The 26,557-nt window shown below is 57.9% G+C and carries 29 protein-coding genes; 13 read left to right on the forward strand and 16 right to left on the reverse strand.

Features of this window, described 5'->3' with window-relative positions:
* The first annotated feature begins 225 nt into the window (after positions 1–225).
* The gene (locus C4J94_RS07940) at positions 226–1,689 is read left to right on the forward strand and encodes a glyceraldehyde-3-phosphate dehydrogenase (protein ID WP_124385660.1); all 1,464 of its coding nucleotides are present in this window, start codon (positions 226–228) and stop codon (positions 1,687–1,689) included.
* A 170-nt stretch (positions 1,690–1,859) separates the two neighbouring features.
* Here the strand turns inward: C4J94_RS07940 and C4J94_RS07945 are convergent, their stop codons facing one another.
* Positions 1,860–2,393: a chalcone isomerase family protein gene (locus C4J94_RS07945; protein ID WP_124385661.1), complete on the reverse strand. Its 534-nt coding sequence runs from the start codon at positions 2,391–2,393 to the stop codon at positions 1,860–1,862.
* A 215-nt stretch (positions 2,394–2,608) separates the two neighbouring features.
* On the opposite strand from C4J94_RS07945, the gene sthA reads away from it, so the two are divergent.
* On the forward strand, positions 2,609–4,003 hold the full coding sequence (gene sthA, locus C4J94_RS07950) for a Si-specific NAD(P)(+) transhydrogenase (RefSeq protein WP_003189670.1): 1,395 nt from the start codon (positions 2,609–2,611) through the stop codon (positions 4,001–4,003).
* A 42-nt stretch (positions 4,004–4,045) separates the two neighbouring features.
* On the opposite strand, the gene C4J94_RS07955 is transcribed toward sthA, so the two are convergent.
* Together C4J94_RS07955 and C4J94_RS07960 are read right to left on the reverse strand one after the other, a co-directional pair.
* Positions 4,046–4,768 (reverse strand): glycerophosphodiester phosphodiesterase family protein, encoded by a 723-nt coding sequence (locus C4J94_RS07955; protein ID WP_124385662.1) that lies wholly within the window; start codon positions 4,766–4,768, stop codon positions 4,046–4,048.
* Between the two features lie 44 nt (positions 4,769–4,812).
* The gene (locus C4J94_RS07960; protein ID WP_124385663.1) at positions 4,813–5,391 is read right to left on the reverse strand and encodes a PilZ domain-containing protein; all 579 of its coding nucleotides are present in this window, start codon (positions 5,389–5,391) and stop codon (positions 4,813–4,815) included.
* A gap of 94 nt (positions 5,392–5,485) precedes the next feature.
* On the opposite strand from C4J94_RS07960, the gene C4J94_RS07965 reads away from it, so the two are divergent.
* From C4J94_RS07965 to C4J94_RS07975, 3 genes are read left to right on the forward strand one after another with little or no spacing between them, the layout of a single operon-like run.
* Positions 5,486–6,736, forward strand: a complete 1,251-nt coding sequence (locus C4J94_RS07965; protein WP_124385664.1) for a lipoprotein-releasing ABC transporter permease subunit — start codon at positions 5,486–5,488, stop codon at positions 6,734–6,736.
* A gap of 7 nt (positions 6,737–6,743) precedes the next feature.
* Positions 6,744–7,427, forward strand: a complete 684-nt coding sequence (gene lolD / locus C4J94_RS07970; protein WP_164484517.1) for a lipoprotein-releasing ABC transporter ATP-binding protein LolD — start codon at positions 6,744–6,746, stop codon at positions 7,425–7,427.
* 59 nt (positions 7,428–7,486) lie between these two features.
* Positions 7,487–8,731, forward strand: a complete 1,245-nt coding sequence (locus C4J94_RS07975; RefSeq protein WP_124385665.1) for a lipoprotein-releasing ABC transporter permease subunit — start codon at positions 7,487–7,489, stop codon at positions 8,729–8,731.
* A gap of 115 nt (positions 8,732–8,846) precedes the next feature.
* On the opposite strand, the gene C4J94_RS07980 is transcribed toward C4J94_RS07975, so the two are convergent.
* Both C4J94_RS07980 and C4J94_RS07985 read right to left on the reverse strand, forming a co-directional pair.
* Complete coding sequence (locus C4J94_RS07980; protein WP_124385666.1) at positions 8,847–10,202, reverse strand: heavy metal sensor histidine kinase; 1,356 nt, start codon at positions 10,200–10,202, stop codon at positions 8,847–8,849.
* Positions 10,199–10,879 (reverse strand): heavy metal response regulator transcription factor, encoded by a 681-nt coding sequence (locus C4J94_RS07985; protein WP_124385667.1) that lies wholly within the window; start codon positions 10,877–10,879, stop codon positions 10,199–10,201. The genes C4J94_RS07980 and C4J94_RS07985 overlap by 4 nt, the downstream gene beginning before the upstream one ends.
* Before the next feature lie 269 nt (positions 10,880–11,148).
* On the opposite strand from C4J94_RS07985, the gene C4J94_RS07990 reads away from it, so the two are divergent.
* Positions 11,149–11,661 (forward strand): plastocyanin/azurin family copper-binding protein, encoded by a 513-nt coding sequence (locus C4J94_RS07990; protein ID WP_124385668.1) that lies wholly within the window; start codon positions 11,149–11,151, stop codon positions 11,659–11,661.
* Positions 11,662–11,727: 66 nt separating this feature from the next.
* Positions 11,728–12,558: an NADPH-dependent 7-cyano-7-deazaguanine reductase QueF gene (queF, locus tag C4J94_RS07995; protein WP_124385669.1), complete on the forward strand. Its 831-nt coding sequence runs from the start codon at positions 11,728–11,730 to the stop codon at positions 12,556–12,558.
* A 136-nt stretch (positions 12,559–12,694) separates the two neighbouring features.
* On the opposite strand, the gene C4J94_RS08000 is transcribed toward queF, so the two are convergent.
* Positions 12,695–12,961: a DUF4404 family protein gene (locus tag C4J94_RS08000; RefSeq protein WP_124385670.1), complete on the reverse strand. Its 267-nt coding sequence runs from the start codon at positions 12,959–12,961 to the stop codon at positions 12,695–12,697.
* A gap of 111 nt (positions 12,962–13,072) precedes the next feature.
* Complete coding sequence (locus tag C4J94_RS08005) at positions 13,073–13,681, reverse strand: HAD family phosphatase (protein WP_124385671.1); 609 nt, start codon at positions 13,679–13,681, stop codon at positions 13,073–13,075.
* Positions 13,682–13,877: 196 nt separating this feature from the next.
* Between C4J94_RS08005 and C4J94_RS08010 the strand changes: the two genes are divergently transcribed.
* Positions 13,878–14,567 carry a VacJ family lipoprotein gene (locus tag C4J94_RS08010; RefSeq protein WP_124385672.1) on the forward strand — a complete coding sequence of 230 codons (690 nt, stop codon included), beginning with the start codon at positions 13,878–13,880 and terminating at the stop codon, positions 14,565–14,567.
* 62 nt (positions 14,568–14,629) lie between these two features.
* On the opposite strand, the gene C4J94_RS08015 is transcribed toward C4J94_RS08010, so the two are convergent.
* On the reverse strand, positions 14,630–14,926 hold the full coding sequence (locus C4J94_RS08015) for a PilZ domain-containing protein (protein ID WP_124385673.1): 297 nt from the start codon (positions 14,924–14,926) through the stop codon (positions 14,630–14,632).
* Between the two features lie 276 nt (positions 14,927–15,202).
* Between C4J94_RS08015 and rssB the strand changes: the two genes are divergently transcribed.
* Both rssB and rssC read left to right on the forward strand, forming a co-directional pair.
* Positions 15,203–16,384, forward strand: coding sequence for a two-component system response regulator RssB (gene rssB, locus C4J94_RS08025; RefSeq protein WP_124385674.1), 1,182 nt, complete (start codon positions 15,203–15,205; stop codon positions 16,382–16,384).
* The gene (gene rssC, locus C4J94_RS08030; protein ID WP_010212025.1) at positions 16,384–16,866 is read left to right on the forward strand and encodes an anti-sigma factor antagonist RssC; all 483 of its coding nucleotides are present in this window, start codon (positions 16,384–16,386) and stop codon (positions 16,864–16,866) included. The genes rssB and rssC overlap by 1 nt, the downstream gene beginning before the upstream one ends.
* A gap of 198 nt (positions 16,867–17,064) precedes the next feature.
* On the opposite strand, the gene tal is transcribed toward rssC, so the two are convergent.
* The 4 genes from tal to C4J94_RS08055 form a co-directional block, all read right to left on the reverse strand.
* Positions 17,065–17,991, reverse strand: coding sequence for a transaldolase (tal, locus tag C4J94_RS08035; RefSeq protein WP_076950308.1), 927 nt, complete (start codon positions 17,989–17,991; stop codon positions 17,065–17,067).
* A gap of 335 nt (positions 17,992–18,326) precedes the next feature.
* Positions 18,327–19,313: a tRNA dihydrouridine(20/20a) synthase DusA gene (dusA, locus tag C4J94_RS08045; protein WP_124385676.1), complete on the reverse strand. Its 987-nt coding sequence runs from the start codon at positions 19,311–19,313 to the stop codon at positions 18,327–18,329.
* Between the two features lie 84 nt (positions 19,314–19,397).
* Complete coding sequence (locus C4J94_RS08050; protein WP_043047475.1) at positions 19,398–19,682, reverse strand: type II toxin-antitoxin system RelE/ParE family toxin; 285 nt, start codon at positions 19,680–19,682, stop codon at positions 19,398–19,400.
* Positions 19,672–19,914 carry a CopG family ribbon-helix-helix protein gene (locus tag C4J94_RS08055; protein WP_124385677.1) on the reverse strand — a complete coding sequence of 81 codons (243 nt, stop codon included), beginning with the start codon at positions 19,912–19,914 and terminating at the stop codon, positions 19,672–19,674. Before C4J94_RS08055 ends, C4J94_RS08050 begins: the two co-directional genes overlap by 11 nt.
* A gap of 185 nt (positions 19,915–20,099) precedes the next feature.
* On the opposite strand from C4J94_RS08055, the gene C4J94_RS08060 reads away from it, so the two are divergent.
* Positions 20,100–21,050, forward strand: a complete 951-nt coding sequence (locus C4J94_RS08060) for a helix-turn-helix transcriptional regulator (RefSeq protein WP_124385678.1) — start codon at positions 20,100–20,102, stop codon at positions 21,048–21,050.
* Between the two features lie 367 nt (positions 21,051–21,417).
* Here C4J94_RS08060 and C4J94_RS08065 read toward each other — a convergent pair whose 3' ends face one another.
* From C4J94_RS08065 to C4J94_RS08075, 3 genes are all read right to left on the reverse strand, one after another.
* Positions 21,418–22,077, reverse strand: a complete 660-nt coding sequence (locus C4J94_RS08065; protein WP_124385679.1) for an HNH endonuclease — start codon at positions 22,075–22,077, stop codon at positions 21,418–21,420.
* 3 nt (positions 22,078–22,080) lie between these two features.
* Complete coding sequence (locus C4J94_RS08070; protein WP_124385680.1) at positions 22,081–23,307, reverse strand: AAA family ATPase; 1,227 nt, start codon at positions 23,305–23,307, stop codon at positions 22,081–22,083.
* 248 nt (positions 23,308–23,555) lie between these two features.
* Positions 23,556–23,771, reverse strand: a complete 216-nt coding sequence (locus C4J94_RS08075; RefSeq protein ID WP_124388936.1) for a hypothetical protein — start codon at positions 23,769–23,771, stop codon at positions 23,556–23,558.
* Positions 23,772–24,157: 386 nt separating this feature from the next.
* Between C4J94_RS08075 and C4J94_RS08080 the strand changes: the two genes are divergently transcribed.
* Both C4J94_RS08080 and C4J94_RS08085 read left to right on the forward strand, forming a co-directional pair.
* Positions 24,158–24,523, forward strand: coding sequence for a DUF6124 family protein (locus C4J94_RS08080; RefSeq protein ID WP_124385681.1), 366 nt, complete (start codon positions 24,158–24,160; stop codon positions 24,521–24,523).
* A 146-nt stretch (positions 24,524–24,669) separates the two neighbouring features.
* Entirely contained in the window at positions 24,670–24,888 is a 219-nt protein-coding gene (locus tag C4J94_RS08085) for a hypothetical protein (protein WP_124385682.1), read from the forward strand.
* A gap of 100 nt (positions 24,889–24,988) precedes the next feature.
* Here the strand turns inward: C4J94_RS08085 and C4J94_RS08090 are convergent, their stop codons facing one another.
* Entirely contained in the window at positions 24,989–26,176 is a 1,188-nt protein-coding gene (locus C4J94_RS08090) for an MFS transporter (protein WP_124385683.1), read from the reverse strand.
* Positions 26,177–26,557 lie beyond the last annotated feature (381 nt).

Here is a 26,557-nt window from a genome sequence, read left to right on the forward strand (position 1 = left end):
AAACAATCGTCGGTTTTGACTCAATATGTAGTGCCAAAACGCGCGAATGTTTAGGAGGGTTACGGACAAGTTAGCCGCTTCGCCAAACTAGTGGCCTTCTGGAACCCGCGTGTTTCCTGGGCTGTAGCGCGGTGGTATTTTTTTGCAAGGGCTTTTTGTTGCCTGTCGCGCATTGCTCAACCGGCACTCGGGCGACATAATGTAGCCCCTTTTTTCTGCCCCTACATGTGGAAGGTTCCCGTGACTCAGAAGCCCGACCAGTGTCTTGGTGAATGGATCGACCGTGAAGCACTCGCAGAAGCGATGATTCCGCTTATCGGCCAGCTGTACCGCAATAACAATGTGGTGAGCTCGATCTATGGCCGCAGCCTGATCAACCAGTCCGTCATCGCGATTCTCAAGGCTCACCGCTTTGCGCGCCATCGCTCTGCCGACGACAGCGAACTCTCCGTCCACGAAACATTCCCACTGCTCAAAGCCATGAGCGAGCTCAAGCTCGGCGCGGCTTCGGTAGACCTGGGCAAGTTGGCGTACAAATTCCGCAAAGAAGGCGCTGGCCGCAGCGCCGAGCAGTTCGTGCGTGAAGAAATGGCCGATGTGGTCGGCCAGCAAAACGCCGCTGCCCGCAAAGGCACCGACGTGGTGCTGTACGGCTTCGGTCGTATCGGCCGTCTGCTGGCACGCATCCTGATCGAAAAAACCGGTGGCGGCGACGGCCTGCGCCTGCGGGCCATCGTGGTGCGCAAAGGCGCCGACAACGACCTGACCAAGCGTGCCAGCCTGCTGCGTCGTGACTCGGTACACGGTCCGTTCAACGGCACCATCGTCATCGACGAAGAAAACAACACCATCACCGCCAACGGTAACCTGATCCAGGTGATCTACGCGAAGAACCCGTCCGAGGTGGATTACACCCAGTACGGCATCAAGGACGCCCTGCTGGTTGACAACACCGGCGTATGGCGTGATGCCGAGGGCCTGGGCCAGCACCTGGCCTGCCCGGGTGTGGACCGTGTCGTGCTGACCGCGCCTGGCAAGGGCAAGCTCAAGAACATCGTGCATGGTATCAACCACGCCGAAATCACCGCTGACGACAAGATCGTGTCCGCTGCTTCCTGCACCACCAACGCCATCGTGCCGGTGCTCAAAGCCGTGAATGACAAGTTCGGTATCGTCAATGGCCACGTCGAAACCGTTCACTCGTACACCAACGACCAGAACCTGATCGACAACTTCCACAAGGGCGACCGCCGTGGTCGCAGCGCCGCGCTGAACATGGTGATCACCGAGACCGGTGCCGCCACTGCTGCCGCCAAGGCCCTGCCTGAGCTGGCCGGCAAGCTGACCGGTAACGCGATCCGTGTGCCGACGCCAAACGTGTCGATGGCCATTCTCAACCTGAACCTTGAGAAAGCCGCCACCCGTGAAGAGATGAACGAGTACCTGCGCTACATGGCGCTGCACTCCGATCTGCACAAGCAGATCGACTTCGTCAACTCGCAGGAAGTGGTGTCCACCGACTTCGTCGGCTCGCGCCACGCCGGTGTGGTGGACGCCGAAGCGACCATCAGCCAGGACAACCGCGTTGTGCTGTACGTGTGGTACGACAACGAGTTCGGCTACAGCTGCCAGGTGGTTCGCGTGATGGAAGACATGGCTGGGGTCAACCCGCCGGCGTTTCCGCGCTAAGCATCAGCGGTAAATGAAAAAGCCCCGACTGGTTCGGGGCTTTTTTATGCTTGGGGTTTGTGCTGTGGCTGAAGGCCCTATCGGGGGCAAGCCCCCTCCCACAGTTTGATGTGTGAACACAGTCAAAATGTGGGAGGGGGCTTGCCCCCGATGAGGGTGGTGCAGTCGACTCAATTCAGCAGCTTGCCACGCAACTCATCCGACAACCCCTTGGGCGCCAGCCAGATACCCAGGTAGGCCCTGGCGAGCTCATCATCCCGACTGGTGAACACCACCTGCCCATTGATCTCCAGAGTCAAACCACGGCCCGGCCGAAAATCCAGGGCATAGCGATCGCCGCTGCGGATATTGCGAAAGCTGGCGTGCAACTGATCCAACTGCGGCCTCAACTCGGCGCCGGCCTGCTGGCGCTCCAGGGTGGTATTGGCCGCCTTGATCACGTCATTACGGTCGATGTCACGAAAGTAATACAGCTCCAGTCGCAGCGGCTGTCGCTTGTCCCAGGCCTGCTTCGCAGGAGTGGCGGCTGGCGCATACAGCGCAGCGGCGTACACATCCGCCCAAAGATAAGTGAGCACCGCCTGGTTTTTCACGGTCAGTTCCTGAGACTGCCTGGCGAAGTTGGCCTGCTTGAGTCGGTCCGCATCGCTGGCCTGAGCGGTGATCGACAGCAACAGCATCAAACAGATAAAGAGTTGTCGCATAATGGCTCATCCTGAAATCGGCGCTGATTTGCGTGCTGTTAGTATGGCAAGGCTGGCCTATGACGCGACCAAGGGTTAATGTGCGCGGCGTTGAGCCTTATATAGACTGTGCCCCGGTTCACACACTTGAGCCAAATTGTCCTTCATGCCCGCTGGCCGCGGCATGATTTAGCCTGGCGTCCAACCGTACGCCTGGCCTGTTCTGAGGAGTACGCATGGCTGTCTACAACTACGACGTGGTGGTACTGGGTTCCGGCCCGGCTGGAGAAGGTGCGGCGATGAACGCTGCAAAGGCAGGGCGCAAGGTGGCGATGGTCGATAGCCGTCGCCAGGTCGGCGGTAACTGCACCCACCTGGGTACCATCCCGTCCAAGGCGTTGCGTCACTCCGTGCGCCAGATCATGCAATTCAACACCAACCCGATGTTCCGGGCCATTGGCGAGCCGCGCTGGTTCTCGTTCCCGGACGTGCTGAAGAGCGCTGAAAAGGTCATCTCCAAGCAAGTCGCGTCGCGCACCGGCTACTACGCCCGTAACCGCGTTGACCTGTTCTTCGGCACCGGCAGCTTCGCCGACGAGCAAACCGTCGAAGTGGTCTGCGCCAACGGCGTGGTCGAGAAGCTGGTGGCCAAGCACATCATCATCGCCACCGGTTCGCGCCCGTATCGCCCGGCGGATATCGATTTCCACCACCCGCGCATCTACGATAGCGACACCATCCTCAGCCTGGGCCACACCCCGCGCAAACTGATCATCTACGGCGCCGGCGTGATCGGCTGCGAATACGCCTCGATTTTCAGCGGCCTGGGTGTACTGGTGGAACTGGTGGACAACCGCGACCAGTTGCTGAGCTTCCTCGACTCGGAAATCTCCCAGGCGTTGAGCTACCACTTCAGCAACAACAACATCACCGTGCGCCACAACGAAGAGTATGAGCGCGTCGAAGGCCTGGACAACGGCGTGATCCTGCACCTCAAGTCCGGCAAGAAGATCAAGGCCGACGCCTTGCTCTGGTGCAACGGGCGTACCGGCAACACCGACAAGCTGGGCATGGAAAACATCGGGGTCAAGGTCAACAGCCGTGGCCAGATCGAGGTGGACGAGAATTACCGCACCTGCGTGCCGAACATCTACGGCGCCGGTGACGTGATCGGCTGGCCAAGCCTGGCCAGCGCCGCCCATGACCAGGGCCGTTCGGCCGCCGGCAGCATTGTCGACAACGGCAGCTGGCGCTACGTGAACGACGTGCCGACCGGGATCTACACCATTCCCGAGATCAGCTCGATCGGCAAGAACGAGCACGAACTGACCAAGGCCAAGGTGCCTTACGAAGTGGGCAAGGCGTTCTTCAAGAGCATGGCGCGTGCGCAGATCGCCGGTGAGCCGCAAGGCATGCTGAAGATCCTGTTCCACCGCGAAACCCTGGAAGTGCTCGGTGTGCACTGCTTCGGCTACCAGGCCTCGGAGATCGTGCACATTGGCCAGGCGATCATGAACCAGCCGGGTGAGCAAAATACCCTGAAGTATTTCGTGAACACCACGTTCAACTACCCGACCATGGCTGAAGCCTATCGGGTAGCGGCCTACGACGGCCTCAACCGGCTTTTTTGAGCGGCTCCGGCCGGTGGCCTGAGCCGGCCGGGGAGACCGATTTCAGTAATTCCCGAGGGTGGCAGTGGCCAAACCGGGAAAGTCTGTAATCAGGCTATCTACGCCGAAGTCGGCGAGCCTGCGCATCAGCGCAGGTTCGTTGACCGTCCACACCGACACGTGCAGGCCCTGGCGCTGGGCTTTCTCCAGACGCTCAGGGGTGCACAGCGTCCAGTTCAAGGCCAGGAACTCACAACCGTAGTTCTGCGCGACCTTCAACGGGTCGAGCCAGGCGTACTCGGCCACCAGCCCGCGTGACAGGTCTGGCGTGAGGTCAACCGCCGCTTTCAAGACTTCCCGTGAACTCGAGGTCACCGTGACCTTGTCCATCAGGCCAAAACGCACGGCCATCTCGCGGATCGCCAGCACCGTAGTGGCGGCACGGGTGCGCGAGGCGCTTTTGACTTCCAGTTGCCAGTGGTCGAAGTCACACTTCTCGAACAACTCTTCCAGGCGCGGGATCGGGCAGGGGCTGACCCAGCCTGGGCCGCCTTTGCGCGCGTCCATCTTCACCAGGTCCGCCGCCGAGTACTCGACCACTTTGCCGCGTCGGTCAGTGGTGCGCTTGAGGGTGGGGTCATGAATGACCATCAGCTCGCCGTCCATGGACAGGTGCAGGTCCAGCTCGCAGCGGCGTACGCCGTGTTTGAGGCATTCCTGAAAGCTGGTCAGGGTATTTTCCGGTGCTTCGCCTTTGGCACCGCGATGGCCGTAAATCAGGGTCACAGTTGCTCCTTTGCGCCAGGATGGCTGGCGTTGTGAATACGCATTCAGAGATCGTCGCTTTGTTCTCGCGCCAGGCGGCGTTCCTGGGCCTGTTTCTGCAGGATGTAGCGCGCCAGTAGCTGGCGCTGGGCATCGGTCATGGATTCGAATTCGGTGCCCACGTCAAAGCTGTCGCCCTTGGGGTCGCAATGGGTGACCCGCGCGCGCAGCAGCAAGCCGAGCGCCTGGGGCATCAGCACTAGCTTGACCGCCAGGTGCGTGTCGGGGGCCAGCGGCACAGGGTGCTGGAAGTCGATGCCGCCTTCGGAAAGGATCACCGGCTGCGGCGCGCCCACTTCGCTGAGCAGCCCGCGCGCCATGACCTGGCTGAGCAGGTCCAGGCGTTTGTTCTGCACCTTGAGGAACGCTGCGAGGCTGCGGTCTTTTTCGTTGATCTGGCGCAGCAGGTGCTGGGCTTCGAATTCGCTGAGGTGCAGTTCACTGAGCAGATTGAACAGCGGCGAATCATCCAGCAACACTTCCTTGCTCGCCGCGTCGGGGGCCGACAGGGTTTTGATTTGGAGTGCGATCATGTCGTCGATACGGTAGTATTCGCGGCGCTCTTCTTCATCTAATGTCGACATGGCGAACCCCAGGTAACGGTAATGGTCTGAGTGTAAAGCTGCTGACCAGACCCCGCCACCGGGACGTCTTCTTTTCCTCCGAACAAGCCCCGACATGTTCAGACCTCTCTTCGTATTTATTGGCACGCGTTATACCCGTGCAAAGCGTCGCAATCATTTTGTGTCGTTCATTTCCCTGACCTCGATGATCGGTCTCGCCCTGGGCGTGGTCGTGATGATTGTGGTGCTGTCGGTGATGAACGGCTTCGATCATGAGATGCGCACCCGCGTGCTGGGCATGGTGCCTCACGCGACCATCGAGGGCGATGCGCCCATCAGCGACTGGCAAAGCCTGGCCGACAAGGTCAAGCAGAACCCAAAGGTGGTGGCCGTTGCGCCGTTTACCCAGATGCAGGGATTGCTGACCAACGACGGCAAGGTGCAGAAAATCCTGCTCAATGCGGTCGACCCGGCCCAGGAGCGCAATGTCTCGATCATCGACAAGTTCATGCTGCAGGGCAAACTCGACGCGCTGGCGCCTGGCAGTTTCGGCATCATCATCGGCGACAAGGCCGCGGCCAAGCTCGGCGTAGGTGTCGGCGACAAGCTGACCTTCGTCGCGCCGGAGGTCACCGTGACCCCGGCCGGCATGTTCCCGCGCATGAAGCGGTTTACCGTGGTCGGCACCTTCCATGTCGGCGCCGGCGAGATCGACGGCTACCTCGGCTTGACCAACCTCACTGACCTGGCGCGCCTGCATCGTTGGCAGCCTGACCAGGTGCAGGGCCTGCGCCTGAAGTTCAATGACCTGTTCGACGCCCCGCGCGGCGCCTGGGAAATCGCCCAGCACCTGGGCGAATCGCAGTATTACGCCCGCGACTGGACCCGTACCCACGGCAACCTGTACCAGGCCATTCGCATGGAAAAAGCCATGATCGGCCTACTGTTGCTGCTGATCGTCGCCGTGGCCGCCTTCAACATCATCTCCACGCTGGTGATGGTGGTGAACGACAAGAAGGGCGACATCGCCATCCTGCGCACCCTTGGCGCCACGCCGGGGCAGATCATGGCGATCTTCATGGTGCAGGGCACGGTGATCGGCGTGGTCGGCACCCTGATCGGCACCGCTGTGGGGATCCTGGCGGCACTGAATGTCAGCGCTGCCATCGCCGCGCTGGAAAAAGTGCTCGGCCACAAATTCCTCAACGCCGACGTCTACTTCATTGACTACTTGCCGTCCCAGGTTCAGGCCCAGGACGTGCTGATGGTGGGCGGCGCCGCGTTGGTCCTGAGTTTCCTTGCCACCCTGTATCCAGCCTGGCGCGCGGCACGCACCCAGCCAGCACAGGCATTACGTTATGAGTGAATCGGGCATGAGTGAAAAAGCAATCCTGAGCTGCCGCAACCTGGGCAAATCCTACGAGGAAGGCCCGGAATCCGTGGTGGTGCTGGCCAACCTGCAACTTGAACTGCACCCCGGCGAACGCGTGGCGATCGTCGGCAGTTCCGGTTCCGGCAAAAGTACCTTGCTCAACCTGTTGGGCGGCCTCGATACGCCGTCCCAGGGCAGTGTGTGGCTGGCCGGTGAAGAACTGTCGGCCTTGAACGAAAAGGCCCGCGGCCAGCTGCGCAACCGTTCGCTGGGTTTTGTGTATCAGTTCCACCACCTGTTGCCGGAATTCACCGCCCTGGAGAACGTGTGCATGCCGCTGTTGATCGGCAAGACCGCCATTCCAGAAGCGCGCCAGCGTGCCACGGCCTTGCTGGAACGCGTCGGCCTGGGCCATCGCCTGGAGCACAAACCGGCCGAACTGTCCGGTGGCGAGCGCCAGCGCGTGGCAATCGCCCGTGCCCTGGTGAACAACCCAGGCCTGGTAATGCTCGATGAGCCCACCGGTAACCTGGACTCGCACACGGCCCAGGGCATCAAGGACTTGATGCTGGAGCTGAGCACCCAGATGCGCACCGCGTTCCTGGTGGTGACCCATGACATGAGCATGGCCCGTCAGATGGACCGTGTACTGCATCTGCAGGAAGGTCATCTGGTCGCTATCTGACCTGTTGCAAGCCCGTGTTTTGAAACCGGCTTTTTCATTTTTTCAGGCGGTGCAAGCGAATGTTCAGACCGTTATCGATTTTCATCGGCACGCGCTATACCCGCGCCAAGCGCCGCAACCGTTTTGTCTCGTTCATCTCGATGACCTCGATGATCGGCCTCGCCCTGGGCGTGTTGGCGATGATTGTGGTGCTCTCGGTGATGAACGGCTTCCAGCGTGAAATGAGCTCGCGCATCCTGGGCATGGTGCCCCACGCCACCATCGTAGGTGTGAACCCGATTGACGATTGGCAGCCGGTGGCCGCCGCGGCACTGAAGAACCCGCAAGTCACCGCGGCGGTACCCTTCACACAGATGGACGGCATGTTCTCCTACAAGGGCGCGATGCAGCCGATCGAGATCAGCGGCGTCGACCCGGCTCAGGAAGGCAAGGTGTCGATCGTGGCCCAGCATATCGTGCGCGGCAAACTGGAAGACTTGAAGCCCGGTGAGTTCGGTGTGGTGATCGGCGACATCACCGCGCGTCGCTTTCGCCTGAACGTGGGCGACAAGCTGACGTTGATCGTCCCGGAAGTCAGCACCGCGCCGGGGGGCATCACCCCGCGCATGCAGCGCTTGAACGTGGTGGGTATCTTCAAGGTGGGCGCCGAGCTGGACGGCTCCATGGCCTTGATCAACAGGGCCGACGCGGCTGAGATACAGCATTGGCAACCGAACCAGGTACAAAGCGTGCGCCTGGCGGTGACGGACCTGTACGCGGCGCCCAAGGTTTCGGCGGACATCGCTGCCAGCCTCGGCGCGGCGTACAAAGCAGACGACTGGACCCACACCCAGGGCAGCCTGTTCAGCGCGATGAAGATGGAAAAGACCATGATCGGCCTGTTGCTGCTGATGATCGTCGCCGTGGCCGCGTTCAACATCATCGCCACCTTGATCATGGTGGTGAACGACAAGGGCGCGGACATCGCGATCCTGCGCACCATCGGCGCCACGCCACGCCAGATCATGGCGATCTTCATGGTGCAGGGCACGGTGATCGGTGTCGTCGGCACCTTGATCGGCGGCGTGCTGGGCGTGATTGCGGCGCTGAACGTGAGTGAGCTGGTGGGCTGGCTGGAGCGGGTGAGCGGGCAGCATATCTTCAGTTCGGATGTTTACTTCGTCAGCAACCTGCCGTCCGAACTGCAGGGTGGGGATGTGTTGCTGATCTGCTCGGCGGGGTTTGTGTTGAGCTTTCTGGCGACGATTTACCCGGCGTATCGGGCGGCGAAGATCGAGCCGGCGCATGCGCTGAGATATTCGTAATAGTTGAGGCCGCTATCGGGGGCAAGCCCCCTCCCACAGTGGCCCTCGTTTGCAGGAAGAATGAGGTCAACATGTGTGAGGGGGCTTGCCCACGATAGGGCCGGCCCAGCCAGCATCAATCCCCCTTGGGCAACTCGATCACAAACCGCGCCCACCCCACCTCGGATTCGCAAAAAATCCGCCCCCCATGTGCCCGCACAATCGACTGGGTAATCGCCAACCCCAGCCCCGCATGCTCGCTGCTGCCCTCGCGGCGCGCCGGATCGGCCCGGTAGAAGCGATCAAACAACTTCGGCAGCACGTCCGCCGAGATGCCTTTCCCGCTGTTCTCCACCGTCAGCCTCACACCCCGTTCATCCTCTGCCAGACGCACCCGTACTTCACCGCCCGCCGGGGTAAACCTGAGGGCGTTTTCCAGCAGGTTGGACAAGGCCCGGCGCAACATGCCGCGATCACCCGTTGTGTGGGCCTGGCCTTCGCACCCCAGTGACACCTGTACGTCTTCGGCCAGCAACGCAAAAAACTCCAGCACCGCCTCAACCTCATCGGCCAGCGCCAGAGGCTCGCGCTTGGGCGTGAGCAAACCGTGATCAGCCTTGGCCAGGTACAGCATGTCGTTCACCAACTGCGCCATCCACTGCAATTCCTCAAGATTGCTGTGCAGCGCTTCGCGGTAATCCTCCAAGGGGCGCGGCTGGGTGAGGATGACCTGGGTCTGGGTCAGCAGGTTCGACAGCGGAGTGCGCAGCTCGTGGGCGATATCGGCGGAGAAGGCCGAGAGGCGCTGGAACGCGTCGTCCAACCGGCCCAGCATGGCATTGAAAGTCTGGGCCAGCTCAGCCAGTTCCGCCGGCATTTGCTGCTGCGGCAAGCGTTGCGTCAGGGAATGCGCGGACACCCCGGCGGCGACTTCGGCCATGCGCCGCAAGGGGCGCAACCCGTTGCGCGCCGCCCAGGCGCCGAGCAGTGCGGTGGCCAGGGCCGAGAGGCCAACAGTCAGCCAGATCAGGCGCTGCATGCGTTGCAGGAAATGCTGGTGGTGGGTGATGTCGAGTATCAAGGTCAATTGCGCTGAACCGGGTTGGCCAGGGCTCAACGGCGCGTTGTACACGCGATAGGCGGTGCCTGCGTTTTGCAGGCTATGCAGGCCCGGAGCATCGGGCAACGCCATGCCCGGCGCATCGTCGAGCCAGCGCTGGCCGGCCGCGGTGATGCGCAAGGTGAGGTCGGGTTGATGGCTGAGGTCGGCACGCAGTTGGGGTTCGCGCTGGGCGAAGGCTTGCGGCGAGTCGACGCCCTGCAACGTGCTGCGCAGCGCCACCAGTTTGCTGTCCAGTTGCTGCTGGTCCAGCTCGATGAAGTGGACTTCACTGGCATGGTTGAACAGCACGCCGGCCAGCAGCGAGACCACGGCGGTGCAGCCGGCAAACAGCAGCGCCAGGCGGCTGGCGAGCGACAGGCGCTGGATCACGTGAAACGCTCCTCCAGTACGTAGCCCATGCCGCGCACGGTGTGGATCAGCTTGTTGGGATAGGCATCGTCGATTTTCAGGCGCAGGCGACGGATCGCGACTTCGATGATGTTGGTGTCGCTGTCGAAATTCATGTCCCAGACCTGCGAGGCGATCAGCGACTTGGGCAGTACTTCACCCTGGCGGCGCAGCAGCAGCTCCAGCAGGGAGAACTCCTTGGCGGTCAGGTCGATGCGCTGGCCGCTGCGTTCGACGCGGCGGCGGATCAGGTCCAGGCGCAGGTCGGCCAGTTGCAGGTGGGTTTCCTGCGGCGCACTGCTGCCACGCCGTAACAGGCTACGCACGCGGGCGAGCAGTTCGGAAAAGGCGAACGGCTTGACCAGGTAGTCGTCGGCACCCAGCTCCAGGCCGTGCACGCGGTCCTCCACCACGTCGCGCGCGGTCAGGAACAGCACCGGAATGTCCAGGCCGGCACTGCGCACCGCCTGCAGGATTTGCCAGCCATCGCGACCGGGCAGCATCACATCGAGGATCAACAGGTCATAGTCGCCGGTCAGCGCCAGGTGTTGCCCGCTGGTGCCGTCGGCCACCAGTTCGGTGGTAAAGCCCGCCTCGGTCAGACCCTGGCGCAGGTAATGTCCGGTTTTCGGTTGGTCTTCGACGATCAGCAGCTTCATTCAGGGCTCTTGGTAGTTGGGTACAGGACTATGTAGGAGCGAGCTTGCTCGCGAAAAACGCCAACGATAACGTGGGCTGTCTGGCTTAACGTGTTGTGCTTAAGCCCTTCGCGAGCAAGCTCGCTCCTACAAGAAGCATCGGGCTTTATACCGTGGGTTTCAGGGTGTGGGCGCAACCTTACAAAGTTGTAATCTAGCAGTCAGTTGGCTGGCAGCGAGGCCATCTTAAAGTGCTGTCCAAGCGAGTCACCCCTTTTGGAGAATGAAAGATGGCGTTGCGTACACCTCTGTTCCTGGCCGGCTGCCTGTTGGCGCTGAGTTTCAATGCCATGGCCGATGCGGCTCACAGCTATGCATTCGGCCAGCCGGCGGCGGCTGACAAAGCCACGCGCACGGTGGAAGTGGTACTGCAGGACATTTCTTTTTCGCCCACGTCACTCGACGTCAAGGCCGGTGAGACAGTGCGCTTTGTGCTGATCAATAAAGGCCGGTTGCTGCATGAGTTCAACCTCGGCGACGCGGCCATGCATGCCGAACACCAGAAGGAAATGTTACAGATGCAGGCCAGCGGCATGCTCACGGCCACCGGTATGGGCGAAATGGACCACAGCAAGATGGACCATGGCGCCATGAAGCACGATGACCCGAACAGCGTGCTGGTCGAGCCCGGCAAAACCGCCGAGCTGACCTGGACGTTCTCAAAAGCCACAGGCCTTGAGTTCGCCTGCAACCTGCCCGGGCATTACCAGGCGGGCATGGTCGGCAAACTGACCGTTGAGTAAGGCGTTCCTTAAGGGCGGGAGCAAAGGCTGGTAGACTGGCGCGGTTTATTTAGCCAGGTTTCCGCCATGCATCCCGCAGCCGAACATTCGCCGCTGGGCAAGTCCAGTGAATACATCTCCACTTACACTCCTTCGTTGCTGTTCCCGATCCCTCGCGCCGCCAAGTGGGCTGAGCTGGGCCTGAGCGCCGAGACCCTGCCTTACAAGGGCGTAGACTTCTGGAACTGCTTCGAACTGTCCTGGTTGCTGCCGTCCGGTAAGCCGGTGGTGGCCATCGGTGAATTCAGCATCCCGGCCGACTCGCCGAACATCATCGAGTCCAAGTCGTTCAAGCTGTACCTCAACTCGTTGAACCAGACAGCCTTTGCCGATACGCAGCGTCTGGAAGCGACCTTGCGCGACGACCTCAGTGCCGCCGCCGGCAAGCCGGTCAGCGTGCGCATTCGCAGCCTGGCCGAGGTCGAGGCTGAAGGGGTGATGGCGCTGCCGGGCGTGTGCATCGATGAACTGGACATCAACGTCAGCAGCTACGAGCACCCGCGTCCGGAATTGTTGCGCTGTGATGATTCGCGCATGGTGGAGGAGAGCGTGCACAGCCACCTGCTCAAATCCAACTGCCCGGTTACCAGCCAGCCCGATTGGGGCAGCGTGGTGGTGGAATATCGCGGTGCGGCCCTGGATCACGCCAGCCTGCTGGAATACCTGGTGAGCTTTCGCCAGCACTCGGACTTCCACGAGCAGTGCGTGGAACGCATCTTCCTGGACCTGCAACGTTTGCTCAAACCCGAGAAGCTGACCGTGTATGCGCGGTATGTGCGGCGGGGCGGGTTGGACATCAACCCGTATCGCAGTACCGAAGATATGGCGTTCCAGAACGTCCGCCTGGCGCGTCAGTAGCCTTCACCCAAAACACATGTGGGAGGGGGCTTGCCCCCGATAGCAGAGGTTCAGGCACAGATGCTGTGACTGACACTCCGCTATCGGGAGCAAGCCCCCTCCCACATTTTGCTTTTGTGCCGGACTTGGGCTCAGGTTAGATCCCGATATTGCCCAGGGTGATCATGATATTGCGCAATGTCACGGAAATGACCGGGTGCTCAGCGTCGAACTCTATGGCCGCTTGATTCACATCATCGGAGATGCTCGGCGTCTGGGTGGCCGGTTCCAATTCAAGTTGCACTTCGAACTTGGCAATCAATTCCTCCAACGCTTCACGTTTTTCAGGTGACAGCGGTGGCTCCTGTTCCAACTGCCCGCGCAGGATCTCGACCTGTTCTTCCAGCTTTTTGCGATCAGGCATGACGTTCTTTCCTTTTATCGATAGTCACTGGCATAGACCGCGGCACGCCGAGAAAGGTCTACGAACTGATCTGTAGATTAATCCACTGCGGCCAACCGTGCATGATCTCGATCAGGGCTTCTCGCCTTTGAGCCGGCGCAGGCGGATGTCGGCCAGGCAGGTGCCGAGTTCACCGAGGTGATCGATCACTGAATGCACGCCCAATCCATAGAGCGCCACGGTTGCCTTGGCGCGTTTGTGCTCGCGTTCCTTTTCGCTCAGCGCCTGCCACCGCTCAGGCGCCACGCCACACAGCGAGCCGCAGGAGGCCAGGCCGATGGTCCACAAGCCGGCATTCAGGCCCGATTGCAGCAGGCGCGGTTCGCCGCTGACCAGCACGCAGCCGTCCAGGCGTGCGATATTCAGCTCCATCAAGGCTTGCCAGCAGGCATGGGGCGCCGGCCAGCGGATGGTGGAGGGCGAGGCGGCCTTGAGCCAGGCGGGCAGGGCGGCGGCCAGTGGCGTCGTGATAGAGGCGGGTAGCTCATCCAGCCAGGCGCAAGGCACGCCTTGCTCCTTGAGGCTACGCAGAATCTTCAGCGCGCCGGGTGTGGCCTGGGAGTCGGGGGAGGGCGCGTCGCTGCGGGCCTGGGAACCGAAATCCACCAGGCAGCCACTCAGCCCAAACAGCACGGCGGTCAACGCGGGGGCAGTGGCGACGGCTATCTCGGCATGTGGCATCTGAACGTCCCTGAAATAGTTGCAACGCTATCGGCAGGGCATGACAGGTGGATGACACTGTCGGGTATTTGTAGGAATTTTGTGCAAATCATGAAAGTCGTTTCCTTGCGACTGCCTAAATCGATACTTCCGTCATATACTGACGGCCTTATTCAGGGCATAGCGCCCATGACAGACCATTCAAGGAGCAAAAGCTATGCGCTGGAGCCAGTATTTCGCTCAGCTGTCGGTGTGTGCCACCGTCCTGTTGGCACCGTTCGCCGCCCAAGCAGCGTCGGAAGATGACCCATGGGAAAGCGTCAACCGCCCGATCTTCACCTTCAACGACACCGTTGACACCTACGCCCTCAAGCCACTCGCCCAGGGCTATCAGTTTGTCACACCGCAATTCGTGCAGGACGGCGTTCACAACTTCTTCCGCAACATCGGCGATGTCGGCAACCTGGCCAACAATGTGCTGCAGCTCAAGCCGCACAATGCGGGCGTTGATACGGCCCGCCTGTTGGTCAACACCACGTTTGGCGTGCTGGGCTTCATCGATGTCGGCACCAAAATGGGGCTGCAGCGCAGCGATGAAGACTTCGGCCAGACCCTGGGCTACTGGGGCGTCGGCAGCGGTCCCTACGTGATGATCCCACTGCTGGGCCCAAGCACCTTGCGTGACGCGCCGTCCAAGTACGTGGACAGCTACACCCAACCGTACCGCTACATGAACGATATCGGCTGGCGCAACAGCACCTTCGGCCTGAACATCGTTGATGTGCGTGCCAGCCTGCTCGACAGCGAGAAGCTGATCAGCGGCGACAAGTACACCTTCATCCGTAACGCTTACCTGCAGAACCGTGAGTTCAAGGTCAAGGACGGCAAGGTTGTCGACGACTTTTAAGCTGTGATGTTTTGAAATAAAAAAGGCGACCCTTTCACGGTCGCCTTTTTTGTGCGCGCTGATCAGCGCATTTTCAGAATCCTGAGGCCCAGGTGCTGCTCATTGCCAGCAGCCTTGGTCCACACCACCTCGGTATCGGCCTCAAGCCCCGTAAGTGCAGCGTGCTCTGAATCGATGCGCACGGTCAGCAAGTCGCCCACGCTGAACTGGCGAGGTGCCTGTACCTGCATGCCGGAGCTGGAAAGGTCCAGGCAGACCCCTGCAATCTCCTGCCCGGCGTGGATCAACGACACATCGGCATCCACCCGCATGCGGATGAAATCACGTTTTTCGGCGTAGTCGCGCTCATGTTCGCTCACAGCATCCATCCTTACTTTGCGTTGTGGTGGTGAGCGTTCTTATAACTCCCGGTGATTTGCGGTGTAAAGACGCCCGGCGACCATCGGCATGAGCTTGAAACCCCTCACGGATGGGAGTACCGTCTGCGCCTTAGAAGGGCACCTCTGCTTTACCGTTGTGCATGGGCCAAATCCCAATGCTTTGTAGGACAGAGAGGCTAGAAAGCGAATCCAGTACGTGAGCCCGGCCATTGCCGAGCCGCCTACGCCAACCTAATTCTGGCGCCGTTTGCCCACATGCAAAAAACCAGTGCCACGCTGCTGATAATCGATGACGACGAAGTAGTGCGCGAGAGCCTCGCAGCCTATTTGGAAGACAGTGGCTTCAGCGTCCTGCAGGCCGGCAACGGCCAACAGGGTCTCCAGGTATTCGAGCGCGACAAGCCCGACCTCGTGATCTGCGACTTGCGCATGCCCCAAATGGGCGGCCTTGAGCTGATTCGCCAGGTGACCGAGCTCGCCCCGCAGACGCCGGTGATTGTCGTGTCCGGTGCCGGGGTCATGAATGACGCCGTTGAAGCCCTGCGCCTGGGCGCCGCCGATTACCTGATCAAACCCCTGGAAGACTTGGCCGTGCTGGAGCACTCGGTGCGCCGCGCCCTGGACCGTGCACGGCTATTGGTGGAAAACCAGCGTTACCGCGAAAAGCTCGAAACCGCCAACCGCGAGCTCGAAGCCAGCCTGAACCTGCTCCAGGAAGACCAGAACGCCGGTCGCCAGGTGCAGATGAACATGCTGCCGGTCAGCCCGTGGACCATTGACGAGTTCAAGTTTGCCCACCAGATCATCCCGTCGTTGTACCTGTCGGGTGATTTTGTCGACTATTTCCGTGTGGATGAGCGACGTGTGGCGTTCTACCTGGCCGACGTCTCCGGCCACGGCGCTTCCTCGGCTTTTGTTACCGTGTTGTTGAAATTCATGACAACGCGGTTATTGTTTGAATCCAAGCGCAACGGCACCTTGCCGGAGTTCACTCCCTCCGAGGTACTGGGCCATATCAACCGGGGCCTGATCAGCTGCAAGCTGGGCAAGCACGTGACGATGGTGGGCGGCGTGATCGATGAAGAAACCGGTCTTTTGACCTACAGCATCGGCGGCCATCTGCCGATGCCAGTGTTATACACTCCTGACAGTGTGCGTTACCTGGAAGGGCGTGGCCTGCCGGTGGGCTTGTTCAATGAAGCCACCTACGAAGACCACATCCTGGAACTGCCGCCGACCTTCAGCCTGACGCTGATGTCCGACGGTATCCTGGACCTGCTTCCAGAGCCTACACTCAAAGAGAAAGAAGCCGCCTTGCCCCAAAAGGTCAAGTCGGCGGGCGGCAGCCTGGATGGTCTGCGGCAGGTTTTTGGATTGGCCACGCTAGGGGAGATGCCGGATGATATCGCCCTATTGGTGTTGAGCAGGAATCTTTGATGAGTACCGGAAGAATCCAATTCGCCGAGCAAGACGGGACCTTTGTCCTGAAGTTTGTCGGTGAAGTGCGCCTGACCTTGTGTTCGGCGCTGGATGCGACGATTGAGCGGATCTTCACAGCGCTGAACTTCTCGGCGATCGTGATCGATCTGACCGAAACCCGCAGCATCGATAGCACCACCCTGGGCCTGTTGGCCAAGTTGTCCATTCTGTCTCGGCAGAAGGTCGGCCTGCTGCCGACCGTCGTCACCACCCACGAAGACATCACCCGGCTGCTGCAGTCCATGGGTTTTGACCAGGTGTTCAACATCGTTGACCGCCCGATCCCCTGCCCGGAATGCCTGACCGACCTGCCTTCCCAGGATCAGTCCGAGGAAATCGTACGGGTCAAGGTGCTGGAAGCGCACAAGATCCTGATGGGCTTGAACGAGTCCAATCGCGAAGCCTTCCACGACCTCGTCAACGCCCTCGAACGCCACTGACCCCCACTTGAAATGCAATCAAAATGTGGGAGGGGGCTTGCCCCCGATAGCGGTGTGTCAGTTATGAACAAGCTGACTGACACCCTGCCATCGGGGGCAAGCCCCCTCCCACAGTTTGACCTACGACAAGCTTGAGATCGGCGCCCACAAAAAAGGGCGGCACCCGCCAAGGTGCCGCCCTTTTTGCCGCCTTCGCTTTTACAGCTTGGCCGACAACAACGCCTCCAGCTTCTCCTGGTCCCGAGCAAACTGACGAATCCCCTCCGCCAGCTTCTCAGTTGCCATCGCATCCTCGTTGGACTCCCAGCGGAACTGCGCTTCAGTCATGTGCACCCGCGCTTCACCGGCGTGGCCTGGCGACAACTTGCGCTCCAGCTTGCCTTCATCGGCCGCCAGCTTCTCCAGCAAATCCGGGCTGATGGTCAAGCGATCGCAACCCGCCAACTCCTCGATCTGGCTCAGGTTACGGAAGCTCGCACCCATCACTACAGTCTTATAGCCATTGGCCTTGTAGTAGTTGTAAATACGCGTCACCGACTGCACGCCTGGGTCATCGGAGCCGGTGTAGTCGTTGCCGTTGGCCTTCTTGTACCAATCGTAGATACGGCCCACGAACGGCGAGATCAGGAATACGCCCGCTTCAGCACAAGCCACAGCCTGAGCGAAGGAGAACAGCAGCGTCAGGTTGGTCTGGATGCCTTCTTTTTCCAGCTTTTCCGCCGCGCGGATACCTTCCCAGGTGGAAGCGATCTTGATCAGCACACGGTCACGGCTAACGCCGGCCTTGTCGTACAGGTCGATCAGACGATGCGCGCGCTTGAGAATAGCGCCCTCGTCGAAGGACAGACGCGCATCCACTTCAGTGGAAATACGGCCCGGCACCACTTTGAGAATTTCCTGGCCCACAGCCACCGCGAAACGGTCACTGGCCAGACCCACGTCGCCGTTGCAGTCCTGCACGCACTCGTCCAGCAGCTTGGCATAGCCCGGAATCGACGCGGCCTTGAGCAGCAGGGAAGGGTTGGTCGTAGCGTCTTGCGGCTTGAGCTTGGCGAGGGTCGAAAAATCGCCGGTATCGGCTACAACGGTGGTGAATTGCTTGAGTTGTTCCAGCTTGGAAGTCATGGGCGTGCTCTGTCCTGTGGGTCTGATGACATTACCCGAGCGCTGGCAGGCGCTCAAGGGCGCAAATGCGATAGGTCGTTTGCGAGGGCAATAACCTGAAAACAGCCGTTTGAATGGCGGCTGTACTGCTCAATAGGAGGGCAAAACCGCCGGCAGGTTCAACCCAACTGCCCGATAACCACGTCACCGCCCCTGAGCCTGCTCCAATACTGTAGGAGCGAGCTTGCTCGCGAAAAACGTCAACGATAACGCGGGCTTCCTGAATGAACGCGGCGCCTACGGGTTTTTCGCGAGCAAGCTCGCTCCTACAAAGTCTACCCCCTGCTGCTCTCCAATCAACGCCCCTCCAACAATTCCCCAGCCTGATCCAACAACGCCAACGGATCAGCCGCCTTATGAATATCCACCGACAACAACTGCCTGAACCTGCGCGCCCCCGGAAAACCAGTGCCCAACCCCAACACATGCCGAGTAATGTGGTGCATCGTCCCACCACTGGCCAAATGCTCAGCAATATAAGGCCGCAACTGCGCCAACGCCTCCGCCCGGCTAACCACCGGCGCCTCACTGCCAAACAACCGCTGATCCACCTCCGCCAGCAGATACGGATTGTGATAAGCCTCCCGCCCCAGCATCACCCCGTCAAACGTCTGCAAATGCTCCTGGCACTGCTCCAACGTCTTGATCCCACCGTTGAGAATAAACTCAAGCTCCGGGAAATCCTGCTTCAACTGCGCCGCGACGTCATAGCGCAACGGCGGAATGTCCCGATTCTCCTTCGGCGACAACCCCTCCAGAATCGCAATCCGCGCATGCACGGTAAAACTGGTGCAACCGGCGTCCCTTACCGTGCCGACAAAATCACACAACTCGGCATAACTGTCCCGGCCATTGATGCCGATACGGTGCTTGACCGTCACCGGAATCGACACCGCATCGCGCATCGCCTTCACGCAATCGGCAACCAGGGCAGGGTGCGCCATCAGGATCGCGCCGATCATGTTGTTCTGCACCCGGTCGCTGGGGCAGCCGACGTTCAGGTTCACTTCGTCGTAACCAGCTGCTTCGGCCATGCGGGTGCACGCGGCCAGATCGGCAGGGACACTGCCGCCCAACTGGAGCGCCAGCGGGTGCTCGGCTTCGTTGTGGCGCAGGAAGCGGTCGTGGTCTCCATGGAGGATAGCGCCGGTGGTGACCATCTCGGTGTAGAGCAGGGCGTGCTTGGAGAGCAGGCGTAGGAAGTACCGGCAGTGGCGGTCGGTCCAGTCCATCATGGGTGCGACGGAGAAGCGGCGGGAGAGAGGAGCGGATTGTAGGGGCATGGAGGAATCTGAGTTAGCGAGGCGAATGGGGCGCAGTTTATCAGGAACGGATCTTGGATGCCGGAGAGGCAAGTTTTGCGCGCATTACCACTTCGAACGAGGGCGTTGCCTTGTGTGGAATACGCCAAGGATCTGCAGTCGATCGCCCCGCACTCTATACGGGATCAGATAGGACCAGTTGGGAACTGCCCATTCGCGGGTATGTTTTACCCGACCTTCGCGGCCCATGGAAGGAAACTGAGCCAGCCTGTCGACGCTGGCGAAAATGGCATCCGAGAAGTCGTCAGCGGCTTTTGGATTTTCGAGAGCGATATAGTTCGCTTCGTCTTCCAGGTTTTTGAGTGCTTTTTCAAGCCACTCAACCCGCATTCTTGCTCCAGCGCCTAGTGCGCATGGCCGCTACTTGGTCATCGGTGGCGAATTTTCCTTCGTCGGCGTCTTTTACCGCCAGCTCGACCTGAGCGGTCAGCGCTTTTTCGTGTTCGATGTAGTCGCGAAGAACATCCATTGCCAGGTAGCTTGCTGTCTGACCGTTGGTTTTGGCCAGGTCGGCGAGAGAGTTGGATAGGTCTTCCGGCAGGTTTAGGGATATCCCAGTCATGGCGGCCTCGATGGTGGACGGTTGTGGGCATCTTACACCTTGGTGCGCTTGGGTGACTGAGCAGTCCGTCGTGAGGTGTATCAACAGCTATCTTAATGAGATATTTAGTAAAAAAATTTTTATTGACCTAAATATTGATAGTGGTTACTTTATTAAATTGAAAATTCACTAAATTTAGGTGGAATATGTACAGTGAAGCCCTTGTTCAGCTGTCGTTAGAGGCGCTTGGATGTACCCAAAAGGAGCTATCTCAGCGGCTTGGCGTCTCCGCTACACAGATTAGTAAATGGAAAAAAGGCGAGCATCTTTCTTTTGATATGGAGGAAAAGCTAAGAGTTATTTCTGGGGTTGGCGATCAGAATCCGGAGTTTATCCTCTGGAGTGGTTCCCGAGAAAATGCGACTAAGTGGAGAGCGCTTATCGGCCAGCTTGCTGAAATGGCTAACTCTAACGCAGAGACTGGATACAGTGCGGAATCGTTAGTCGATGATCTCGACTTGCTATGTTGGCATACATTTGACGTGCTGCGCGATATGGGGGTTAAGATTCCTGAAAACTTTCCTGTTGCACTTAACGTCACTTGGGAAGATGAAGAAGAGGCTGACGCTTTCTGGGATATTATAGATGATAACCAATATTCTTCTTTGATTTACAGTATTTTTAAAGCGTATACCGATGTCTATGGTTTTTATGTTGCGTATGTAGCCGATTTGATTCTTGACGATATGGAGCTTTTTGATTCGCCAGCCGAGAATATTGAACCATCCCTTCTAGCGCTTGCAGCCTCTAAAGTTGAAGTGGATTCAGCGCTTGCACCCAATTTTAGTGCGTTCAAATACAAAATCGAAAGAGATTATGAGTATTGGCTTGGCTTAGTGAAAACGAGAGCCTTTCAAGTAGGCACCCCTTTGAGAGCTGAGCTTCTGGATCTTGTTCATGGGAGCCATGATGGGCTCGGACATACAGCAGAGGCCGAGAGTCTTGGGGTAAACTCCTCACGTATCCATCCTGATATATATATGAATGAACTTTTGGTGGGCATGCGGGTGATTCATCAGGTACTGCCGGTTATCTTGGAGAAGCTCGGTATTGGCGACGAGTTTCAATTGGATGAGCATAACCTTCGGAATCACTAGGCGGCTATGAAAGTATTTGCATTCGTTGTTGTTTGTATCTGCTTTTGATTATTTATTGGGAGAAATAGGGGTCAGACCACCATTATTGAAAACGTGCTCTGACCCTGTTCTCCAAATCGGCTGGTCGCCGTGAGACGTGTCTGGGAGTGAATCGTTTGCTTTTCCTCTGTCAACTCAAAGCCGGGTATCGTGGTCTAACCCGATATCTGCGGAGCCCCTGTCGCGCGTTGAATATCGTGGTCTGACCCCGATATCTGCTCATCAGCTTGGGAAGCTTGTGTTTAATCTTGGGTCACTGTGATCAAAGGAGGGGATGCATAGCAATCCCCCTCTTATCGTAAATTTTGTAAGGGTGTTTTTATGGTGGCTAGTCAATAGAATCTTTCACAACTTCAAATAGCTCGGGTGAGTCTATTACTGCCCATCTTAAAAAGGCCGAGTATTCTTGGCTTTTTTTCATTAGGTTTTCAATTCTAAGGATGGCATCTCTTTTTTCTGAGTCCAAAGAATCTTCATCAATATATATATTGATAAATGATAAAAGTAGGGAGTATCGTTTGTATACACGTTTTCTTAAATAAGTGCCGGTTATATCTTTGTTGCCCGTGTTGTCTTCGGTGAAGACTTTTTTTATTAATAAGGCAGTTTCAATTGTGCTGGCTTCAACGTTTGTTGGTTCAATTGTTAGCGTTTTCGCAAAAGGCGTAACTGGGGGCGCGTGTCGTATGAGGCGCAATGCGTCTAGGCCGGCGTCTGTGCAGTTAATGAGGTTGTTGAATAAGTGTCGTTTAATGTTGTTGCACCGGGCGCAAGCAAGAAACAGGTTGTTCCAGTCATACATTTTGTCGACGTCATCCATGTGGGCGTCAAAATGTTCAACATTAAGGCTGAGTGGGTCTTTTGTTTCGCAGATATAACATTTGTCATAAAATGCTTGTCTCAACGAATGAAGTACATCGCTGCCGGTCCAGCTTTTTTTTTCAATCAAAGATGGTGGGGCGAGCTTTGGTCGTTCCACATTAAACATTTATTAGTTCTCCGCCTTCATCTTAATTATTTTGTTGGCGGCAATTTGGTAGAACATTTCTGATTCAGCGTCTAGCACGTCTATGTGAGGTGCAATCGTATTCAGTAAGTCTTCTGCCGATTTAAGGTCGAAAAAATCAGCACTTGTAATTTTTGTTAATTTTTTAATTGTGTCCTCAAATATTTTTGAGATGGGAGGTACGCCTAATAGTCCTTCAGCAACAGACTCATAAGAGTACATTGATAAGTCGAGTACAGTTTGGCATGTGGATATATCAAATATTACTGCGTCATCTACTGATGTCAGAACGAAAGGGGAGTGAGTAGTAACAATAAATTGTATTGCGGGGAATGAGGACGTGAAGAAAGGTAGTATTTTACGTTGTAGAGAGACATGAAGGTGAGCATCGATTTCATCGATTACCACGATGCCCGTGAGCTCGGATGGTTTAATCTGTGCGTATTCGGTATGCATTAGTAGATCTGCATATATTTCAAAGATGGCTAGATATCCAGAGGATAAACTTTGGAAGTTGTATTGTGGTTTACCATTTTGCGAAATATAAAACCTCAACTGGTCGGGCGCAAAGTGGAGTTCTGTTGATTGATCTTCAAATAAATATTTGAGGTTTTCGGTAAAGGAGGCTATCCACTCTTCAGCGTGAACAGGTCGTTTTCCCTCCTCGCCAGCTTGCATTGCTAAAGCGCTTCTTACTTTTAAATTTACAAGATGCTGTTCAAGGTTGCCTCCTAGCCGAGCGTTTATGTCTATCGAGTTTATATCTGGTTGAGATGCGGTCGCCGAGGATACGCTTGAAATTTCAGCCGTACGGCCTGCAGCAAAAAAACGAATGGACGATTTTTTTTCGATGTATTTATCTATAAGTAAGTTTGGATCATTATTGTAGGTAACTTTTAAAGGTCCATTGATGCTGTCTAAAGCTTGCTGAGAGTGCAGAAGGCTCTGCTCATAGTTTAGTCGCGTTGCAGGATCTAAGTTTGATTGGCTTAATGCTTCTGTGAAAGTTTTAACGTTCCCTTCATAGCCTGGGATGTTTCGAATTTGATGTTGGATAATCTGAGTTTTAAGTGTTTGATGTATTGCGCTGACTAGGGAGGTTTTACCTGAGCCGTTGCCGCCAGCAATGATTAGATTTTTTCCATTGAGCTCGATATCTACATCTTTGTTTGAGTTTTTTATTTTTCCGGAAATGCTTTGAATTGGTTTCATTTTTACCTGCTTGCGGATGGTTAATTTTTAGATTGGTTTTTTTTGAAGTGGCGCTTATTTTAATAAGGCTGATTTTTTAGGGTGGTTCTTTTTCAAACTGGCTTTAACGCTCATCAACCATCAACCATCAACCATCAACCATCAACCATCAACCATCAACCGTGAGCTCCTGCTCCAGCAAGGAGCATACTGAATCGCCCCTGATTGTGTAGAGCATTGAATGGCTGCTTTTGGCCGATAGTTGATATTTAGGTGAGGTCTGCCCTTCCCAATCGAGCCAGGCCTTGTTTGATATGGCCCGCGTTTTCACCAGTCGTGTGGAGTGCCCCCCGAACATTCTCACTCACTTCCAAAGCGCTTTGCTGCTCAGCCCAAAGAGTCAGCTCCATCACAGCCGCTTCCAGGGCCAGTTGATTTTGATAAAGCCGTTCCAACACGTCCGTCAGTGAGTACTCGCTTGCCATGGTTTTCGGCTCGTTTTGAAAGAAATCAAGCATAGCAGTGGTGACTCTCGGATTTGCGAAAGCCAGCGAAAAAAGGTAGGGGATAAGTGCGTGGGAATAGTGCTGGTACGAAAGTGGTGCAGGGTGGCGGCGAAGGCGCTGTAGTGCGCGTTCTGTAAGGTCTGTGGGATTAGTCGTTCCAATCCATCATCGGCGCAACGCATTAAGCGACAGAGCGATATCTGGGAATAGGTCAAGATTTCTGGGAAATATCCCACGCTTTCTCGGGCTTGCCCTTCGGACCACCCATAGCTAACCTCATCCAGCCGCTGCAAACCCAGCGGCCGGAGGTGGAAGTCCGTATTGCTAAGGCGTTTTAACTCCCGAAAATATTTGGAGCTTCGCCCATGCACAACAACACGCACAGTTCTTCAATCGATCAAATCACATCGTCCGTTGACCCCAGCCTTCAAGCCGCAGCTCCGCGAGCAATCAATCATCACTTGCCCCCGTCCGACGACGCTACCCCCGTCGACCGCCCAAGCAACAACCTATTCCTCATAAACCCAACCCTCGACCCCGAAACCCTCCTGGCCAACGCCGCCGAAAACCTCGCATCCGCCAACGAAATGGCTGCCACCTTGGCGTTCGACCTCGACGACTCCCAGCGCGCCATCGCCCTGGGCATCCAGCAGTTAATCGAGTTGAGCTCGCTCCTCGTAGACCGAGCCCAAGAACAAGTTGCGCCTGTAATCAAACCAGTCAAAGCCTGACAACCAACCCTGCCGCCTTACCCCAAGGCGGCAACCTGAACCCATGCTGTCCCGCAGCAAAGTTTCATAATTCCCTGCGCCGTTGAGGTCTACGATTCCCTGCAAGAGAGGACCCCAGCGCCTCCAGCCCACAGGGAACTGAGACCATGATTTCGAACCTCGTCAAAGTCGTGATGATCACCGGCACGTTGTTGTTGAGCGCTTGTTCATCTTCACCCGCGGTGAGCAGCGACCCGTGCTTCTCAGGCGGATGCCAGGCATTTGGTGACCACAGCCCCAACAAAGCCACCAAGATGAATTTTGGTGGCAGCGGGCTGGGCAGCAGTTATGGGGAGTATGGGTCGGGGTTGTTGCATGATGATTGATGGGGTGGTGGGTCAGCCATTGAGGTGGTGACTGGCCCATTGCTATCGGGGGCAAGCCCCCTCCCACATTGGATCTATGATCGGCGCAAGACTTGTGGTGTTAGTTGCCGCCTTTCATGCGGCGGGCGATCAGGTAGAGGCCCAGTCCGATCAGGGCCGTTACCGCGCCGATGTAGCCGGTGCTGGTCCAGCCGAGCCCGGCTGTAATCGCCATGCCGCCAAGCCAAGGGCCCAGCGCGTTCGCCAGGTTGAACGCCGCGTGGTTGGATGCTGCCGCCAGGCTGGGCGCTTCGTGGGCGATGTCCATCAGGCGGATTTGCAGGGGCGCGGCCAGGGCGATCATGGTGCCGACCAGGCCGATGCCCAGCAGTACGCTCCACAGCGAACTGGCGGCGAAGGTGAAGAAGATCAGCACGGCCATCGACCACACCAGAATCCAGCCCACGGCGCGAAATTGCATGCGGTCAAACAATTTGCCGCCGGCGATGTTGCCGATGATGCCGCCCATGCCAAACGCGGCGAGGCCGAACGGGATCCATTGCGGCGAGACTTTGGTCACTTCCAGCATGGTTGGCGCCAGGTAGCTGAATACGCAGAACATGCCGGCAAACCCGATCGCGCCGATGGACAGCGCCATCCACACTTGGGGTTTGGTGAAGGCGCGCATTTCCTTGCGCGGGTCGCTGCGTTCTTCATCGTGGCGGTGCGGGACGAATTGCCAGACCAGAGCGATGGTGCACAGGGCGATGACGCTGACCAGCGCGAACGCCGAGCGCCAGCCCAGGTGTTGGCCGAGGAAGGTGGCGATGGGGTTGCCCAGCAGCATGGCCAGGGTCAGGCCCATCATCACCCGCGCCACGGCGCCGGCGCGTTTGTCGCTGGGTACCATGCTGGAGGCGACCACGGCGGCGATGCCGAAGTAGGCGCCGTGGGGCAGGCCGCTGATAAAGCGGAAGGCCACCAGTGAGCCGAAGCTGGGGGTAAAGGCGGTGGCGAGGTTGCCAAGGGCGTAGAGGCCCATCAGCAATAACAGCATGTGTTTGCGCAGCAGTTTGGCGCCGAGGATGGCCAACAGCGGGGCGCCGACCATCACGCCCAAGGCATAGGCGCTGATGGCGTGGCCGACTTGCGGTTCGCTCAAGCCCAGGTTCTGGGCGATGTCGGGCATCAGGCCCATGATGGCGAATTCGCCGGTGCCGATTGCGAACGCGCCCACGGCCATGGCCGCTTCCATTTTGGCGGCACTGCGCGCGGGCAACACGTGCCCGGGTGTTTGCTGGATAGACATGGATTGCTCTATTGGATGAGGTGCACGAAAGACAATCGCCGATGCTACGCATGCGACGGTGAGGGTGTCTAGAACAGCCAGGTCCGGCAGAGTTCCAGGCCTGTGACCCCACGTCGCGGCTGGCCGCCTTGACACCCGTGAGATAAAACCCGCGATTTAGCGGCGTCAATTGGCCAAACGGCGCATAAACGCGGTTCGGCGTGATATTCTGCGCGCCGTCCTGGTCTAGTCTTTCCCTGGTGCGTACACCCGTATACGTCCCAGCGGTTGGCTGTCGCCCAGGTAGCTGAAGCCAATAATGATAAGAAGTCAGCGCAGAAGGGACATAACAGTGAGGTCGATCCATCGGCCTTGTGTGCCCACCCTGCGGTCCTCATGTGA

It is taken from the genome of Pseudomonas sp. R5-89-07, assembly GCF_003851685.1.
Lineage (GTDB): Bacteria > Pseudomonadota > Gammaproteobacteria > Pseudomonadales > Pseudomonadaceae > Aquipseudomonas.

Coding starts and splice junctions, on each gene's coding strand:
- C4J94_RS07945 (WP_124385661.1), bottom strand. CDS start 2,393: ATGCGACAACTCTTTATCTGTTTGATGCTGTTGCTGTCGATCACCGCT.
- C4J94_RS08010 (WP_124385672.1), top strand. CDS start 13,878: ATGCGCTGGAGCCAGTATTTCGCTCAGCTGTCGGTGTGTGCCACCGTC.
- C4J94_RS08000 (WP_124385670.1), bottom strand. CDS start 12,961: ATGCCTGATCGCAAAAAGCTGGAAGAACAGGTCGAGATCCTGCGCGGG.
- dusA (WP_124385676.1), bottom strand. CDS start 19,313: ATGCCCCTACAATCCGCTCCTCTCTCCCGCCGCTTCTCCGTCGCACCC.
- C4J94_RS07985 (WP_124385667.1), bottom strand. CDS start 10,879: ATGAAGCTGCTGATCGTCGAAGACCAACCGAAAACCGGACATTACCTG.
- C4J94_RS08085 (WP_124385682.1), top strand. CDS start 24,670: ATGATTTCGAACCTCGTCAAAGTCGTGATGATCACCGGCACGTTGTTG.
- C4J94_RS08080 (WP_124385681.1), top strand. CDS start 24,158: ATGCACAACAACACGCACAGTTCTTCAATCGATCAAATCACATCGTCC.
- queF (WP_124385669.1), top strand. CDS start 11,728: ATGCATCCCGCAGCCGAACATTCGCCGCTGGGCAAGTCCAGTGAATAC.
- C4J94_RS08065 (WP_124385679.1), bottom strand. CDS start 22,077: ATGTTTAATGTGGAACGACCAAAGCTCGCCCCACCATCTTTGATTGAA.
- C4J94_RS08090 (WP_124385683.1), bottom strand. CDS start 26,176: ATGTCTATCCAGCAAACACCCGGGCACGTGTTGCCCGCGCGCAGTGCC.
- tal (WP_076950308.1), bottom strand. CDS start 17,991: ATGACTTCCAAGCTGGAACAACTCAAGCAATTCACCACCGTTGTAGCC.
- C4J94_RS07965 (WP_124385664.1), top strand. CDS start 5,486: ATGTTCAGACCTCTCTTCGTATTTATTGGCACGCGTTATACCCGTGCA.
- rssC (WP_010212025.1), top strand. CDS start 16,384: ATGAGTACCGGAAGAATCCAATTCGCCGAGCAAGACGGGACCTTTGTC.
- C4J94_RS08005 (WP_124385671.1), bottom strand. CDS start 13,681: ATGCCACATGCCGAGATAGCCGTCGCCACTGCCCCCGCGTTGACCGCC.
- sthA (WP_003189670.1), top strand. CDS start 2,609: ATGGCTGTCTACAACTACGACGTGGTGGTACTGGGTTCCGGCCCGGCT.
- C4J94_RS07940 (WP_124385660.1), top strand. CDS start 226: ATGTGGAAGGTTCCCGTGACTCAGAAGCCCGACCAGTGTCTTGGTGAA.
- C4J94_RS08070 (WP_124385680.1), bottom strand. CDS start 23,307: ATGAAACCAATTCAAAGCATTTCCGGAAAAATAAAAAACTCAAACAAA.
- C4J94_RS08055 (WP_124385677.1), bottom strand. CDS start 19,914: ATGACTGGGATATCCCTAAACCTGCCGGAAGACCTATCCAACTCTCTC.
- lolD (WP_164484517.1), top strand. CDS start 6,744: ATGAGTGAAAAAGCAATCCTGAGCTGCCGCAACCTGGGCAAATCCTAC.
- C4J94_RS08060 (WP_124385678.1), top strand. CDS start 20,100: ATGTACAGTGAAGCCCTTGTTCAGCTGTCGTTAGAGGCGCTTGGATGT.
- C4J94_RS07960 (WP_124385663.1), bottom strand. CDS start 5,391: ATGTCGACATTAGATGAAGAAGAGCGCCGCGAATACTACCGTATCGAC.
- C4J94_RS07975 (WP_124385665.1), top strand. CDS start 7,487: ATGTTCAGACCGTTATCGATTTTCATCGGCACGCGCTATACCCGCGCC.
- C4J94_RS08075 (WP_124388936.1), bottom strand. CDS start 23,771: ATGGCAAGCGAGTACTCACTGACGGACGTGTTGGAACGGCTTTATCAA.
- rssB (WP_124385674.1), top strand. CDS start 15,203: ATGCAAAAAACCAGTGCCACGCTGCTGATAATCGATGACGACGAAGTA.
- C4J94_RS08050 (WP_043047475.1), bottom strand. CDS start 19,682: ATGCGGGTTGAGTGGCTTGAAAAAGCACTCAAAAACCTGGAAGACGAA.
- C4J94_RS07990 (WP_124385668.1), top strand. CDS start 11,149: ATGGCGTTGCGTACACCTCTGTTCCTGGCCGGCTGCCTGTTGGCGCTG.